The sequence below is a fragment of the Cupriavidus sp. 30B13 genome, assembly GCF_049059565.2.
GTDB lineage: Bacteria > Pseudomonadota > Gammaproteobacteria > Burkholderiales > Burkholderiaceae > Cupriavidus.
Window position 1 is genome coordinate 934,729 of record NZ_CP188223.1, and the last position, 15,367, is coordinate 950,095.

The 15,367-nt window shown below is 66.4% G+C and carries 15 protein-coding genes and 1 tRNA gene; 6 read left to right on the plus strand and 10 right to left on the minus strand.

Translation table 11 applies throughout. The features are described from left to right. Window positions 1-158: 158 nt before the first annotated feature. On the plus strand, window positions 159-512 hold the full coding sequence (locus tag ACKI2N_RS04415) for a hypothetical protein (RefSeq protein WP_420997722.1): 354 nt from the start codon (window positions 159-161) through the stop codon (window positions 510-512). A 78-nt stretch (window positions 513-590) separates the two neighbouring features. Here ACKI2N_RS04415 and ACKI2N_RS04420 read toward each other — a convergent pair whose 3' ends face one another. The 10 genes from ACKI2N_RS04420 to ACKI2N_RS04465 all read right to left on the minus strand — a co-directional run bounded on the left by ACKI2N_RS04420 (window position 591) and on the right by ACKI2N_RS04465 (window position 9,859). Continuing rightward, window positions 591-1,820, minus strand: a complete 1,230-nt coding sequence (locus ACKI2N_RS04420) for a DUF2252 family protein (RefSeq protein WP_420997770.1) — start codon at window positions 1,818-1,820, stop codon at window positions 591-593. Between the two features lie 261 nt (window positions 1,821-2,081). Next, complete coding sequence (locus ACKI2N_RS04425; RefSeq protein ID WP_420997723.1) at window positions 2,082-2,549, minus strand: hemerythrin domain-containing protein; 468 nt, start codon at window positions 2,547-2,549, stop codon at window positions 2,082-2,084. Next, a complete protein-coding gene (locus ACKI2N_RS04430) occupies window positions 2,491-3,036 on the minus strand; it encodes a low affinity iron permease family protein (RefSeq protein ID WP_420997771.1) in 546 nt (181 codons plus the stop codon). The genes ACKI2N_RS04425 and ACKI2N_RS04430 overlap by 59 nt, the downstream gene beginning before the upstream one ends. A 301-nt stretch (window positions 3,037-3,337) precedes the next feature. Beyond that, entirely contained in the window at window positions 3,338-3,601 is a 264-nt protein-coding gene (locus ACKI2N_RS04435; RefSeq protein ID WP_420997724.1) for a hypothetical protein, read from the minus strand. A 135-nt stretch (window positions 3,602-3,736) separates the two neighbouring features. Continuing rightward, window positions 3,737-4,549: a hypothetical protein gene (locus ACKI2N_RS04440; protein ID WP_420997725.1), complete on the minus strand. Its 813-nt coding sequence runs from the start codon at window positions 4,547-4,549 to the stop codon at window positions 3,737-3,739. A gap of 360 nt (window positions 4,550-4,909) precedes the next feature. Beyond that, window positions 4,910-4,986, minus strand: a tRNA-Met gene (locus ACKI2N_RS04445). A gap of 191 nt (window positions 4,987-5,177) precedes the next feature. Continuing rightward, on the minus strand, window positions 5,178-6,878 hold the full coding sequence (locus ACKI2N_RS04450) for an MFS transporter (protein WP_420997726.1): 1,701 nt from the start codon (window positions 6,876-6,878) through the stop codon (window positions 5,178-5,180). A 257-nt stretch (window positions 6,879-7,135) separates the two neighbouring features. Beyond that, on the minus strand, window positions 7,136-7,495 hold the full coding sequence (locus tag ACKI2N_RS04455) for a DUF4212 domain-containing protein (protein WP_420997727.1): 360 nt from the start codon (window positions 7,493-7,495) through the stop codon (window positions 7,136-7,138). Continuing rightward, window positions 7,492-9,084, minus strand: a complete 1,593-nt coding sequence (locus ACKI2N_RS04460; protein WP_420997728.1) for a sensor histidine kinase N-terminal domain-containing protein — start codon at window positions 9,082-9,084, stop codon at window positions 7,492-7,494. Before ACKI2N_RS04460 ends, ACKI2N_RS04455 begins: the two co-directional genes overlap by 4 nt. Window positions 9,085-9,172: 88 nt before the next feature. Then, window positions 9,173-9,859 carry a response regulator gene (locus tag ACKI2N_RS04465; RefSeq protein WP_420997729.1) on the minus strand — a complete coding sequence of 229 codons (687 nt, stop codon included), beginning with the start codon at window positions 9,857-9,859 and terminating at the stop codon, window positions 9,173-9,175. Window positions 9,860-10,168: 309 nt separating this feature from the next. Between ACKI2N_RS04465 and recA the strand changes: the two genes are divergently transcribed. The 5 genes from recA (at window position 10,169) to sucD (ending at window position 15,063) form a co-directional block, all read left to right on the plus strand. After that, window positions 10,169-11,236 (plus strand): recombinase RecA, encoded by a 1,068-nt coding sequence (gene recA / locus ACKI2N_RS04470; RefSeq protein WP_420997730.1) that lies wholly within the window; start codon window positions 10,169-10,171, stop codon window positions 11,234-11,236. 116 nt (window positions 11,237-11,352) lie between these two features. Then, a complete protein-coding gene (gene recX, locus ACKI2N_RS04475) occupies window positions 11,353-11,820 on the plus strand; it encodes a recombination regulator RecX (RefSeq protein WP_420997731.1) in 468 nt (155 codons plus the stop codon). 361 nt (window positions 11,821-12,181) lie between these two features. Further along, a complete protein-coding gene (locus tag ACKI2N_RS04480) occupies window positions 12,182-12,856 on the plus strand; it encodes a DUF2889 domain-containing protein (RefSeq protein ID WP_420997732.1) in 675 nt (224 codons plus the stop codon). 68 nt (window positions 12,857-12,924) lie between these two features. Beyond that, entirely contained in the window at window positions 12,925-14,091 is a 1,167-nt protein-coding gene (gene sucC / locus ACKI2N_RS04485; protein ID WP_059410582.1) for an ADP-forming succinate--CoA ligase subunit beta, read from the plus strand. 90 nt (window positions 14,092-14,181) lie between these two features. Continuing rightward, window positions 14,182-15,063, plus strand: a complete 882-nt coding sequence (gene sucD, locus ACKI2N_RS04490) for a succinate--CoA ligase subunit alpha (RefSeq protein ID WP_420997733.1) — start codon at window positions 14,182-14,184, stop codon at window positions 15,061-15,063. Window positions 15,064-15,367: the final 304 nt, after the last annotated feature.

Sequence of the window (15,367 nt, forward strand, 5' to 3'; positions counted from 1 at the left end):
CGTCCTCCGTCATCGCAGTTCAGCGCCGGCAGGCAAACATGGACCGACAAGCAAGCTCCCGAGGCCACGCCGGTCTCCGCCACTGGATGACGTTGTGCGTTGCGGTCTGGCTAGGCGCTTGCACGTCAGCGCCTCCTTCTCCTTCCGCCACGCCGGCGATGGTCAAGGCGGGAAGGCTGGAGGAACGCGCCTTCCTCACGCAGGTCGATATGTCCGATCCGGGGGCGTACGACAACTACGGGGCGGTCGGGGTGGGCGCCGGCGGGTATTCCGGCGGCCGGGGCCGGGGCGGCAGCGTGGCCGGCGTCGGCCTGTCCTTCGACGTGACCAGCCTGTTCCGCCGGCACGAGCCGCAAATCGTCGACCTGTTTCAATACAAGGTGCGCGTTCCCGAAGGTATCGTCATGGTTGTCGCGCCGTCCGCTCCGGGCCTCACGGTGGGAGCGTGCGTGAGGGTCTTGTACTTCGATTCCGGGCACCAGCCTGAGCTGGTTCCGGCCGCCGATTGCTGATCGCCGATTGCTGATCGCCGACCGCCGGGCCGCGGCCGCGCATCGCCGGTGCCTCGGGACGCCGCCGGGCAGCCAGCCCTATTTGCCCTTTCCGCCCTGCATGGCGGTGGCGTAACGCCTGCAGTGCTCGAGGTAGGCGACTTCGTGGCAGGCAAGGAGCTCCATGACGCTGCTCCAGAGCCAAAGCGGGGCTTCGATGGTCTTCGAGCGCCGGCGGCGCAGCTCGGCGCTCCAGCCGCGCCGCTGCGCCGCATCCATCTGCCGCGCGTGCGCCCGGCCGACCACGGTGCCGAGATAGCGCGAGACCAGCCTGGCCTCTTCCTGCGCCAGCCGGTCCACGTCCAGCTTCAGGTCCTGCGGCAACAGCTCGCGCACCACCACCGAGCGGCCGCGCAATCTGGCCGCGCGCATGCGCCCGCCGAGCGCCGGCGAAAGGTTCAGGGCCCCTGTGGCGATGCGCTCCGCGTTGTCGCGCGGCGTCGCGGCGTCCGCGTAGCCAGGGGCGGCGGCCTTGGCGGCCTCCTTCAGGTCCATGAAGCAGAGGTCGTCGCCCGTTACCGTTCCGCCATCCACATCGAGAAGGACCGCATAACGCAGGCGGCCCAGCGAGCTGCAGCCCTTGACCCAGTAGGCGGCGTCCAGCATCGTCACGCGGCCGTCGTCGTCACGGCCGCGCAGGCTGGTGGCGAGGGACATCATCTCCGCCTGGCCGAACAAGTCGCGAAGTTCCCGCTCTTCTTCGGGGGCGAGGGGCCAAAAGCGGCTTCCGAGCGGAAGCGTGGGGCGTAGATCCTCGATGCGCTCCTTCGCCAGCTGCTTCCAGGAGCGGCGCAACGCCGTCTTCAATATGAGCTGCACCGAGGCTGGGCGATCGCTTGCGACCGATTTTTTCGTGGCGCGGCTGAACGCGCTTTCGTATCCGTCCGCGAGCGCCTCCAGCATGTGGACGGTCGTCAGCCCCGGCAGGTCCGAGCCACGCGCCGCCGTTGCCAGCGACAGCGCAAGACGAATGAGGTCATGGGCCGGGTTGCCGATGACGGTCTGGTCAAGATCGCGGATCTGGATTTCGACGCGGCCGCGGGTGTCCGCGACGGGACCCAGGTTGCCGGTGTGGCAGTCCCCGCAGATCCATACCGAGGGACCCTGGGGCAGGTCGCGCACGGCGGCGTCGTTCAGCCAGTCGTAGAACTGGAGGGTATTGCCCCTCACGTAAGCGTGAGCCGACCGCGCCATCTTGAGATTCCGCAGCCGGGCGAGCTTCTCCTGCCGTTCTTCCGGAGAGGGCGAGGTTGCCCGCCTGGCCCGCATGCGTTCGGTCTTCTTCACTGTCGCTCTCTCGCAAATGGGGCGCCCGGCGCCCCTGGCCATCGCCGCCGCAGACGCATTCCCGAGGACGGACCGCGGCAGGCCCGCCGCGGGTGACGGCATGCCCGGCAGCCACGCGCAAAAAAGAGGGGTAGACGGCAGGGAAGTCGCCTACCCCATGTAAAGGGCTCCGGGCAGGCCATCCGCAGCGCGCGCTCCGCCTGCGGCCGGACTCGACGGACTCGAGAATGCGGCTGCCCACATCTACGCGGTTGCCGAAACCAGTTCGTCCTTGCGCGAGGCCATCCGCCCGGCCACGTCGCGCAGATTGATCTTCGCCTTGATGACGGCCTTGAACATTTCGGTTTCTTCTTCTTCCACGTGGTGCCCGACGTATTCGGACAGCACTTTGTAGGTGGCTTCCATGACCTCGGCATCCGGCTGGCTTTCGAGGATGGCCATCAAGTCCTTGGCGACCTGGTGTTCGACCTTGGCCTCGTCCAGCATGTCGTCGATCTCGTCGGACATGTCGCGCAGCGATGGATAGAATATTTCCTCCTCGATCTCGGCGTGCACCGTCAACTGGCTGCACGTTTCCGCGGCGATGCTGCGTTTCCGGCTTTCGTCCTTCGCGCCCTCGAAGTCCTTGAAGAGCTTCTTGACCGCTCTGTGGTCATCCAGGAGCGCGCCCAGCGCTTGCCGTTGATCGGCGGGAATCTTCGATTTGTCCATGGTCATCTCCTTCGAGGGTTGAGTTGCCGCCGTCAGCCGCTTCGCTCGCGCGCTGTTTTCCCGCCTGGTTTTCGGCGGCTTCGTCCAGTGAATGGCTCACTTTGACGCCACCGTCCTTTTCGGCGAGTTCGGACAACTGGCGGTAGAAAGTCACCAGGCGCTTGAGTTCGCCTTCGTCGAGATCCTCGATGCACACCAGCCGGTTGCTGGCCAGCTTGTGCGAGGCGAGCAGCTCGTTCAGCTTCAGGTGTACCGCCATGGCATCCTTGTTCTGGCTCTGCTGGATCAGGAAGACCATCACGAAGGTCACGATGGTGGTGCCGGTGTTGATCACCAGTTGCCAGGTCTCCGAATAGCCGAACAGCGGCCCGGTGACGGCCCAGGCGGCGACAACGATGACGGCAAGCAGGAAGGCCACGGGCGAGCCCGCCCAGCGGGTGGCATGGCCGGCAAACCGGTCGAACAGGTGCAGCACCCGTCTCGACATGCCCGATGCTTCCGACGGCCTTCCGATGCTTGTGGGGTCACAGGCCATGGCGATGACGCTCCAGAATTGCGTGGCGGGGTCATGCACGACGGATTCGCCATGTCGCGCGGGGACGCGCGGGGAAGGCGCATGCGCTCGCGCATTCCATGCCATCCCTTGTCCAGACCTCAGGATTCATTGTGGCGGCCGTTGCCCCCGGGCAGTAGTGGGGGTCATCTGAGATTGCTGCCAGACAGCGCTTACAGCGCCGGCCCGGGCCGGCGACGGCGCGAGGCAAAAAAAAGCCGCTGGCCGGGAGGAGTCAGCGGCGTATAAAGACTCGCAGGCCATTCCCCGGCGAGCCGAAGCCAGAATAAATCTCGTCGCCATGCCTCGCCATCGTCTTTAGGGCTGGCGCGCGGGCAGCCGTTGGGATGGCTGGCGCAAGCGGGAGGGGCCGCTCACCGCGGAAAGATGGGCAGGTCTGCGCGAGCATGCGCGCGATGTGCGGGCCGATGCCGCTCGAAGCGCCGGAGATGAAAGCGGCCCGGCCTTGAAGATCGAATGGTGATTGGTGCAGGTTCATGGAGACGACTTCCCGGCCGTCGCCCATGAAGTGCCGGAAGTCGGACCATGCGAGCGGCGGTGTGGAAAGTCTAGGGCGCGCCGGACCGCGCGCCAACGGCGCGTTCCGCTGTGCGGTCCGGCGTTGCGTCGCGATTCAAGCCGCGTCGAAGAACGCTTCTGCGGCTACGTACCGGTCGAGGACGGGCATGAAGAGCCCGGCCTCCCAGCCCTCCAGCACTTGTCCGTCCGAAAGGATCATGAGCGGGGTCAGAGGCGTCGGCTTGCCTGGCAGCATGAAAAGGAATGCGATGTCAGCGGCGTTGCTGTCTGGGTAGGGCCGTGCCGCGGAAGCGCGTTCGCTCGTCTGTCCCGTTGTCGTCAAGTCGTGCCAGGCGTCCTGAAAATCGGGCGATCCGTAGAGCGCCTTCGAGACTGAAGCGGATTGCTTGTTCAAGCCCGTGGGGATGAGGTAATAGCTGATCCCGGCTTTCCGCAGATCCGCCTCCATATGGCGGCAATAAGGGCAATCCCAGGCTGCGTAGACGATCGCCACCGGCCTCGTCGTCCCCTTGATCAAAGGCCATTCGGACAACTTGATCTCGCGGACCATCGCCTTCTTGCGTTGCTGCAGGGACTCTTTCCGCATTGCGCGGGGCAGACCTTGCAGGCCAACGGGATTCGGCATGTTGATGCACCACTCCAGCTTCTCGTCGAAATAGCGAGGCAGCGCCCTGGGATTCCTGACAGCCCAGATCCCGGAGAATTGAGTCCGCTCCAATACATCCGCCGGGTACAAAGCGCCCGGCAGGCGCAACTTCACCAGCGTCTGCAAGCGCCTTGTCTCTTCATCGGGCGTACTCGCCGAAGCCGCCGGCGTGCTCGCGAGGAATTCGTCAGGGGAGGCGCATGCGCCCACGGCGGCCGCCGACAATGCCGTCAGGACTCTACGTCGGGTGAGGTCAATCATGAGATGTCAGCCTCTTGGTTGCCATCGTGGGGGAAGGGCACGGCCATGGATGAACGCCCGCGGGCCTGATGTACTGCGGCACGGTCGAAGTCAGGTGGCCGGGGCGGCAGTATATTGCGCGGACAAGCAGGCAGCTATGCGGCACGTGGCCGCACTCACGGAGAGCGCCAGGTACGGCGAGCGTGAAGAACCTGCGAAGCATTGGTGCCGACGCTGGACTCTCCGGAAGCCGGACTTCGGGAGGCCACAATGCAAAAGCCCCTTTCAGCCAGGCGGCTGAAAGGGGCTTTTGCACGATCTCGTACAGCTTTCCCGGCAACTCCCGACACGATAAACCCGCGGGAGCAGCCTGGAAGAATTTGGTGGCGAATCAGGGACTCGAACCCCGGACCTGCGGATTATGATTCCGTCGCTCTAACCGACTGAGCTAATTCGCCGTTGAAGACCGAAATTATACCTGCGCTTTCAAGGCTGTCAACACCTTCCGCGAAAAAGTTTCGAGCCATGCCCGATGGCCTGCGCCGGCGTAAAAAAAGCCGGCGGACCTTGCGGGCCCGCCGGCCGGAGCGACTGCTTACCGGATCAGTCCTGCCTGCGCATGCGGCCAGGCGACAGTCGTCGGCGTAGGTCAGTCGTCGGCGTAGATATCCCGGTCCTTGGTTTCGCGCACGAACAGGGAGCCGAGCACCAGGGTCACGCCGGCGATGATGATGGGGTACCAGAGGCCGTAGTAGATATTGCCGTTCTGCGCCACCAGCGCGAAGGAGATGGTGGGCAGCAGGCCGCCGAACCAGCCGTTGCCGATGTGATATGGCAGCGACATGGAGGTGTAGCGGATGCGGGTCGGGAACATTTCCACCAGCATGGCGGCGATCGGGCCGTACACCATGGTCACGTAGATGACCAGGATGACGAGGACCACCAGCACCATGATGGTGTTCATCTGCGCGGGGTCCGCCTTGGTCGGGTAGCCGGCCGCGGCCATCGAGCCGCCCACTTCCTTCTTGAACGCGGCGATCTGTTTCTTGCTGGCGTCGTCGAAGCTGTGGCCGGCGGAATCCAGCGAGGCGTTGAAGGCGTCGATCTGCTTGTCGCCGATCTTCACCGAGGCCACCGTGCCGGCCGGGGCTTCCACCACTTCATAGCTGGCGGAGGCTTGTGCCAGGGTCCGCTTGACGATGTCGCAGGAGCTGCGGAAATCGATTTCGCGGGCGATCGGGCTGCCCTGGAAGGAGCATTGCTTGGGATCGGCGGTGACGACGATCTGGGCGGTCTGCTGCGCGCGTTCCAGCGCCGGGTTGGCGTAGTGGGTGAGGGCCTTGAACAGCGGGAAGTAGGTCAGCATCGCCAGCGCGCAGCCGGCCATGATGATCCACTTGCGGCCGATCTTGTCGGACAGCGAGCCGAAGAAGATGAAGAACGGCGTGCCGATCACCAGCGCGCCCGCGATCAGCAGGTTGGCGGTGGTGGCGTCGACCTTGAGCACCTGGGTCAGGAAGAACAGCGAGTAGAACTGGCCGGTGTACCAGACCACGGCCTGGCCGGCGGTCAGGCCCACCAGCGCCAGGATCACGATCTTCAGGTTGCGCCACTGGGCGAACGCTTCGGTCAGCGGGGCCTTCGAGGTCTTGCCCTCGGCCTTCATCTTCTGGAAGGCGGGCGATTCGTTCATCGACAGGCGGATGTAGACCGATACCGCGAGCAGCAGGATCGAGACCAGGAACGGAATGCGCCAGCCCCAGTCGTCGAAGGCCGCGCCGGTCAGGTTGCGGCACAGCAGGATCACGATCAGCGACAGGAACAGGCCGAGCGTGGCGGTGGTCTGGATCCATGCCGTGTAGGCGCCGCGCTTGCCGTGCGGGGCGTGCTCGGCCACGTAGGTGGCCGCGCCGCCGTACTCGCCGCCGAGCGCCAGGCCCTGCAGCATGCGCAGCGCGATCAGGATGATCGGCGCCGCCCACCCGATGGTGTTGAAGCCTGGCAGCAGGCCCACGATGAAGGTCGAGGTCCCCATGATCAGGATGGTCACCAGGAAGGTGTACTTGCGCCCGATCATGTCGCCGAGGCGGCCGAACACCAGCGCGCCGAACGGCCGCACGATGAAGCCGGCGGCGAAGGCCAGCAGCGCGAAGATGAAGGCCGCGGTGGGGTCGAGCCCGGCGAAGAACTGCTTGGCGATGATGGCCGCCAGCGAACCATAGAGATAAAAGTCGTACCACTCGAAAACCGTGCCGAGAGAGGAGGCGAAAATCACCTTCTTCTCTTCGGCGGTCATTGCCGAACCCTGGGCGCTGCCGCCGGGCATCGCTACGTTCTGCGCGTTAGCCATTGTCTCCTCCGTTTTGAGATCGGAATCGTTCGGGTGGGCAGCGGGCACGCATGGCGCGGACACAGCGCAGCCACCGAAGTTCAATGGATTGTGGGAGGCGAAACTTACTGAGTTCTGACAATTTCCGCCCAGTTCGCCACTAAACGCTCGGGGTATACGCTAGGCGAAAAACGCGGCGGGATTGTTGCGGCGCGATGCGCCGTAGCCCGGCCGAAGCGGGGCGGAGCGTGCCTGGCATGGCGATGACGGTTTTCCTGCTATGCAGCATCCTGGCCGCCGCTTCCGGGCATGGGCGGGGCCGGCGCTTCCTTGCCAGCGATGCCGTCGGCGGGCTCGTCGGCTTCGTCGCCGGCCAGGTTCATGCGCCACGCGTAGAGCGCCGCCATCAGCACGTAGACGATCAGCGCGCCCTGCGCGCCGACCCAGAACGAGAAGGGCCAGCCGAAGAAGTCGAAGCGCAGTTCGCGCGCGAACCAGCTGACCACGAACGTGACCACGAACCAGATCGCCAGCAGCGCGGCGATCCAGCGCAGGTTGCGGCGCCAGGCGCGGCGCGCGGCCGGGGAGGGCAGGTCGGACGGCATGCGCTGGCCGGGCGGCGGGACGGCGCTGCTCATGCGGCATCCCCGGCGACAGGCCGGCGCAGCGTGACGCGGAAGCAGGCCCCGGCCAGGCGCGGCTCCGACTGGTAGACGTTGTCGACGATGGCGACGTCGCCGCCGTGCTGCTGCACGATCTCGCGCACGATGGCCAGGCCCAGGCCGCTGCCCTGGGTCTGCGTGCCCAGCACGCGGTAGAAGCGCTCCATCACGCGCTCGCGCTCGGCCACCGGGATGCCCGGGCCGGTGTCTTCCACTTCGAGGTAGGCGAACGGCTCGAAGGCGTCCGCGCGCACGCGCACGGTGGCGTGGCCGCCGGCGGGCGTGTAGCGGATCGCGTTGTCGATCAGGTTGTTCAGCATCTCGGTAAGCATCAGGCGGTTGCCCTGCACCATGACGGGATGATCGTCGGCGTCGACGCCGAGGTCGATGCGGCGCGCCCACGCCTGCTGCAGCCAGTCCTTGACCACGTCGCGCGCCAGCGCGCTCAGGTCCAGCGGCGCCATGCTGCCGGCGCCGGCCAGGTTCTCCATGCGCGCCAGCGACAGCAACTGCGTCACCAGGTGCGCGGTGCGCTCGGAGCTGCCGGCGATCTGCGCCAGCGACTTGCGCAGCTCCTCCGGCGTCTGCTCGCGCTGCGCCAGCTCGGCCTGCATGCGCAGGCCCGCCAGCGGCGTCTTCATCTGGTGCGCGGCATCGGCGATAAAGCGTTTCTGCGTCTGCACCGACATGTCCAGGCGCGCCAGCAGGTCGTTGAAGGACGCCACCAGCGGCGTGATCTCCTGGGGCGCGGCGTGCTCGTCGATGGGGCTGGTATCGCCGGGGTTGCGCGCGCGGATGCGCTGCTGGATCGCGTTGAGCGGCGCCAGCCCGCGCGTCAGGCCGAACCACACCAGCACCACCGCCAGCGGCAGGATCACGAACTGCGGCAGGATCACGCCCTTGATGATTTCGTTGGCCAGGCGCGCGCGCTTGTCCAGGGTCTCGCCCACCTGCACCAGCACCGGCTGCGTGTCGCCGCCGTGCTTGAGGTCGACGTAGGTATAGGCCACGCGCACGTCGTTGCCGGCCACGCGGTCGTCGCGCAGCGACACCAGCCCGGCGTGGCCGCGGTCGTCTTCGCTGGGCAGCGGCAGGTCGTTGTCGCCGGCCACGAACTCGCCGTGCGTGCCGACCACCTGGTAGTAGATGTTGTCGCTCTCGTCGGCGCGCAGGATCTCGCGCGCGGACAGCGGCAGCTGCAGCGTGACGCGCCCGTTGACCTCGCGTACCTGCTGCGACAGCACGATGGCGCTGGCTTCCAGCGAGCGGTCGAACGGCCCGTTGGCGATGGACTTCGCCACCAGGTAGGTCACGGCGATGCTCATCGGCCACAGCAGCAGCAGCGGCGCCAGCATCCAGTCCAGGATCTCGCCGAACAGCGAGCGCGGCGACGGGTGGCCGGCGCTGTCTTCGAGGTGCGGCAGCGCTTCGGCCAATGCTTCGTCGCCCAGGCCGGCATCGGTGGCGCCGGCGGCATCGGTGGCATCGGCGGCAGCGGGTTTGGGGGGCGGCGTGACGGGCCGTGCGGCCCGCGCGCGCCGCCGGGGCAGTCGCAGCAGGCTCATGGCAGAAGGGTGGGCTGGTCCGGGGCGCGGTGGCCGGGGCAGGGACAGGGTCAGGCGGCGAGCGTGGCGGGCGGCGTCTCCCGGTTTCCTAGTCGTGCACCGCGGCGACCTGGAATTTCTCCAGGCAATAGCCCAGGCCGCGCACCGTGGCGATGCGGATGCCGCCCACCTCGATCTTCTTGCGCAGCCGGTGCACATAGACCTCGATGGCGTTGTTGCTGACTTCCTCGCCCCATTCGCACAGGTGGTCCACCAGTTGTTCCTTCGAGACCAGCCGCCCGGTGCGGGTCAGCAGGATTTCCAGCAGCCCCACCTCGCGCGCGGAGAGGTCCAGCATCTGCTCGTTCAGGTAGGCGATGCGGCCGACCTGGTCGAACGCCAGCGGGCCGTGGTGCGTGAGCGTGGCGCCGCCGCCCGCGCCGCGCCGCACCAGCGCGCGCACGCGCGCCTCCAGCTCGGACAGGGCGAAGGGCTTGGCCATGTAGTCGTCGGCGCCCAGGTCCAGCCCCTTGACGCGCTCGTCCACGCCGTCGGCGGCGGTCAGGATCAGCACCGGCAGCATGGCGCCGCGCGCGCGCAGGCGCTTGAGCACCTCCAGGCCGGGCAGGCGCGGCAGGCCGAGGTCGAGAATGAGCAGGTCGAAGGCCTGGGTGGATAGCGCCGAATCGGCTTCCACCCCGCTGGCGACATGGTCGACGGCATAGCCGGAGTGGCGCAGGGAGCGCGTGAGGCCGTCTGCCAGCACGTCGTCATCTTCGGCGATCAGAATACGCATGGTTGTCTCCACCCAGGCTCGGCTTTGTCGCCCCTTTGCCACCAGGTGTTGCCGGCGGTGCGGGCGGGGCTTGCCAAGCATACTGTTTTTTTATACAGTACCCGCTTGTTCCGGTCGCGTTGTGCGCGGCCGGCATCTACCGGATTCTTACCGGATTTTTTATCGGATTTCTCCACTGTCTCTCATATTACGCGCCGCTGCCACGGGCAGGGCACGTACCGAGTCGGGCGGCGGAGCGGGCGAAAGCCCGCAAAAGCAGGCAGCGCGCCACATGCGGCCTATTTATACACCATTGACGGAAGGACGACCATGGATGACGGCAAGAAGGCGGGTGCTGGCGTAAGCGCCGAAAAGCAGAAGGCGCTGGCGGCCGCGCTGGCCCAGATCGAGAAGCAGTTCGGCAAGGGCTCGATCATGAAACTGGGCGAAGCCGAAATCGACCAGGATATCCAGGTCGTGTCCACCGGTTCGCTGGGCCTGGACATCGCGCTGGGCGTCGGCGGCCTGCCGCGCGGCCGCGTGGTGGAAATCTACGGCCCGGAATCCTCGGGCAAGACCACGCTGACGCTGCAGGTGGTGGCCGAGATGCAGAAGCTGGGCGGCACCTGCGCCTTTATCGACGCCGAGCACGCGCTCGACGTCAACTACGCCAGCAAGCTCGGCGTGGCCGTGGGCGACCTGCTGATCTCGCAGCCGGACACCGGCGAGCAGGCCCTGGAAATCACCGACGCGCTGGTGCGCTCGGGCTCGGTCGACCTGATCGTGATCGACTCGGTGGCGGCCTTGGTGCCCAAGGCCGAAATCGAGGGCGAGATGGGCGATTCGCTGCCCGGCCTGCAGGCCCGCCTGATGAGCCAGGCGCTGCGCAAGCTGACCGGCACCATCAAGCGCACCAACTGCCTGGTGATCTTCATCAACCAGATCCGCATGAAGATCGGCGTGATGTTCGGTTCGCCCGAAACCACCACCGGCGGCAATGCCCTCAAGTTCTACGCCTCGGTGCGCCTCGACATCCGCCGCATCGGCTCGATCAAGAAGGGCGACGACGTGATCGGCAACGAAACCAAGGTCAAGGTGGTCAAGAACAAGGTCTCGCCGCCGTTCCGCGAAGCCTTCTTCGACATCCTCTACGGCCAGGGCATTTCGCGCCAGGGCGAGATCATCGACCTCGGCGTGGACGCCAAGATCGTCGAGAAGTCCGGCGCCTGGTACAGCTACAAGGGCGAGAAGATCGGCCAGGGCAAGGACAACGCGCGCGAATACCTGCGCGAGAATCCCGACATCGCCGACGAGATCGAGAACAAGGTGCGCGAGACGCTGGGCGTGGCGCTGATGAACGGCACGCCGGCCGCCGCGGCGACCGCGGACGCGGAGTGAACGTCCGCGGCCGGGCGGCAGCGCCCCGGCGCTGAGCTCGCCCGATCCGGACCCTGGCCGGGGCGGCACGTGCATGCGGCACGGCCGCCCCGGTGTGCATTCGCGACGTCTCTTTCATGGCCACTCGTCCCCCTCTTTCCCTGAAGGCCCGCGCGGTCGGTTACCTGTCGCGCCGTGAGCACAGCCGGGCGGAGCTGGCCCGCAAGCTGGCCCCGCACGCGGAATCGCCCGAAGCGCTGGAACAACTGCTGGACGCGCTCGAGCGCGAGAACTGGCTGTCCAATGCGCGCTTCGTCGACAGCCTGGTGCACCGCCGCGCCAGCCGCTACGGCGCCGCCCGCGTCATGCAGGAGGCGCGCACCCACCAGCTCGGCGGCGACCAGCTGGCGGACCTGCAGGAGCGCCTGCGCGATTCCGAGCTGGAGCGCGGCCGCGCGGTCTGGCAGAAGCGTTTCGGCGCGCCGCCGGCCACGCCCGAGGAAAAGGCAAGGCAGATCCGCTTCCTGGTGGCCCGCGGTTTCTCCCGCTCGGTGGTGAGCCAGGTCATCAAGGGCGCCGACGAATGGCTGGACGGCAGCGGCTGAAGCCGCCCCGCCGCCGTTGTGCGGTCGCAGCAGGGAAGGTCGCAGCACGGCGCCGTCCTGCACCGCTACGGGGCGCATACCTGCTTTGCCAGTAGGCGTATTTGGCGCGCTCCGGCGCGCTTTGCGGCGGCCGCCGGAGCGCATTCCGGCGCGCTTTCCCGCACCGCAGCAGGCCGTCCGCCCGGCGACAATCGCCGGCAACAGCACTCCGCGCAGTTTGTTCCCGGCCAAAGTTGTGCGGCATGTTAAAATCCTGCGGTTTTCCGGCCCAGCCGTCCTGCCCGGGACTGCCAAGCCGCTCCTTGGTCGTACTTCGTCGCAGTTCTATTAGCCGCCCGTTCCCCCGCTCCAGCCTGGTGTTATGCCGCTTTCCCCGCCCGTCAACCGCTCCCTGCGCCATCGTCGTGCCATCACGGCAGAGGCCTATCTTAGGGACGATGGCCTGTGGGATATCGAAGCGCGCCTGACCGACACCAAGCCGCGCGACATTCCGCTGGCCGGCGGCGGCGTGCGTCCGGTGGGCCAGCCGCTGCATGACCTGTGGCTGCGCGTCACCATCGACCTGCGCATGAACGTGGTGGACGCCGATGCCTGCTCCGACTGGGTGCCGTATCCCGGCCAGTGCGACACCATCGGCCCGGCCTACCGCAAGCTGGTCGGGCTGAACCTGATGAAGGGCTTCCGCAAGGCCGTGCGCGAGCGCCTGTCCGGCGTGGCCGGCTGCACCCACCTGACCGAGCTGGCCGGCGTGCTGCCGACCACCGCGATCCAGGCCTTCGCCGGCGACGTCTTCAATATCCGCGACGCCGGCACCGAAGACACCAATCCCGAACCCCCTTACCAGTTGCACGGCTGCCATGCCCTGCATTTCGAAGGTGAGGTGGTGCGCCAGTTTTACCCGCGCTGGTATGGTCACCAGCCGAAGCCGAGGATCAAGGCCGAAGGGTCTCCGATCCCGGCGGCGCAGCCAGCGGAGGCGCTCGCCGCCGCCGACGGCGGCGCCGTATCCCGCAGGCCCACCGGCACCTCCGGCTAAGCCGCACGGCCTGCAAAACGCCGAGATTCCATCTCTACACTTTTACGCCTACCCGAAAGGAAACACGCATGAATATCCATGAGTACCAAGGCAAGGAAATCCTGCGCAAATACAATGTGCCGGTTCCGCGCGGCATCCCCGCGTTCTCGGTCGAAGAGGCCCTGAAGGCTGCTGAGCAACTGGGCGGCCCGGTCTGGGTCGTCAAGGCGCAGATCCACGCGGGCGGCCGCGGCAAGGGCGGCGGCGTGAAGGTGGCCAAGAGCATCGACGAGGTCAAGACCTACGCCACCAACATCCTCGGCATGACCCTGGTGACGCACCAGACCGGCCCGGAAGGCAAGAAGGTCAACCGCCTGCTGATCGAAGAAGGCGCCGACATCAAGAAGGAACTGTACGTTTCGCTGGTGGTGGACCGCGTTTCGCAGAAGGTGGCCCTGATGGCCTCCAGCGAAGGCGGCATGGACATCGAAGAAGTCGCTGCCCACACCCCGGAAAAGATCCACACCCTGATCATCGACCCGGCCACCGGCCTGGCCGACGCCGATGCCGACGACATCGCCCGCAAGATCGGCGTGCCCGACGCGAGCGTGGCGCAAGCCCGCCAGGCCCTGCAAGGCCTGTACAAGGCGTTCTGGGAAACCGACGCTTCGCTGGCCGAAATCAACCCGCTGATCCTGACCGGCGACGGCAAGGTGATCGCGCTCGACGCCAAGTTCAACTTCGACTCCAACGCCCTGTTCCGCCACCCGGAAATCGTCGCCTACCGCGACCTGGACGAAGAAGACGCCAACGAAATCGAAGCCTCCAAGTTTGACCTGGCCTACATCTCGCTGGACGGCAACATCGGCTGCCTGGTGAACGGCGCCGGCCTGGCCATGGCCACCATGGACACCATCAAGCTGTTCGGCGGCGAGCCGGCCAACTTCCTCGACGTGGGCGGCGGCGCCACCACCGAGAAGGTGACCGAAGCCTTCAAGCTGATGCTGAAGAACCCGAACCTGAAGGCCATCCTGGTCAACATCTTCGGCGGCATCATGCGTTGCGACGTGATCGCCGAAGGCGTGATCGCCGCGTCCAAGGCCGTGTCGCTGTCCGTGCCGCTGGTCGTGCGCATGAAGGGCACCAACGAAGAAATCGGCAAGAAGATGCTGGCCGACTCGGGCCTGCCCATCATCGCTGCGGACACCATGGAAGAAGCCGCCCAGAAGGTGGTGGCTGCGGCCGCGGGCAAGTAAGCCAAGACGCACGAACGCCAACAAACGCGAACGCGAGCAGCGCGCCGGGCCGTGCCCCGCGCTGCTACGAGCCAAGCAAAGGATTACAGCATGTCGATTCTGATCAACAAAGACACCAAGGTCATCACCCAGGGCATCACCGGCAAGACCGGCCAGTTCCACACCCGTGGCTGCCGCGACTATGCCAACGGCAAGAACTGCTTCGTGGCAGGCGTGAACCCGAAGAAGGCCGGCGAAGACTTCGAAGGCATTCCCATCTACGCCAGCGTGAAGGACGCGAAGGACTCCACCGGCGCCACCGTTTCCGTGATCTACGTGCCGCCCGCGGGCGCCGCCGCCGCGATCTGGGAAGCCGTCGACGCCGACCTGGACCTGGTGGTCTGCATCACCGAAGGCATCCCCGTGCGCGACATGATGGAGCTCAAGGACAAGATGCGTAAGGGCAACAAGAAGACCTTGCTGCTCGGACCGAACTGCCCTGGCCTGATCACGCCGGACGAAATCAAGATCGGCATCATGCCGGGCCACATCCACCGCAAGGGCCGCATCGGCGTGGTGTCGCGCTCGGGCACGCTGACCTATGAAGCGGTCGGCCAGCTGACCGCGCTGGGCCTGGGCCAGTCGTCGGCTGTGGGCATCGGTGGCGACCCCATCAACGGCCTGAAGCACATCGACATCATGAAGATGTTCAACGACGATCCCGAAACGGACGCCGTGGTCATGATCGGCGAAATCGGCGGTCCGGACGAAGCCAACGCCGCGCAGTGGATCAAGGACAACATGAAGAAGCCGGTGGTCGGCTTCATCGCTGGCGTGACCGCGCCTCCGGGCAAGCGCATGGGCCACGCCGGCGCGCTGATCTCGGGCGGTGCCGACACGGCGCAAGCCAAGCTGGAAATCATGGAAGCCTGCGGTATCAAGGTCACCAAGAATCCGTCGGAAATGGGCCGCCTGCTCAAGTCGATCCTGTAATCGCCGCGGTCTGGTGATTCCCGCCCGCGAGGGCGGGAGATTTGCCGGTGCCGGCGCGCCACTGTCCGAGGGCAGTGGCGCGCCAGCCCCCGATGCCCCCGCCTTCGCGCGGGGGCGCGTCATTCTGGGACGCCAGGAACCTAGGGTATCTCCCGAGGCGGGCTGGAAGGCGATTGAAACCGAATCGAAAGCTTGATACGGTAAATCTCATGTCTGAAAAATCAGACATCCGAATTTCATCGTCGGCTGAACATCATCGGTTGCGCATCGCCCGTCGCCGTGCGGCGTTCGAACCATAATTCAA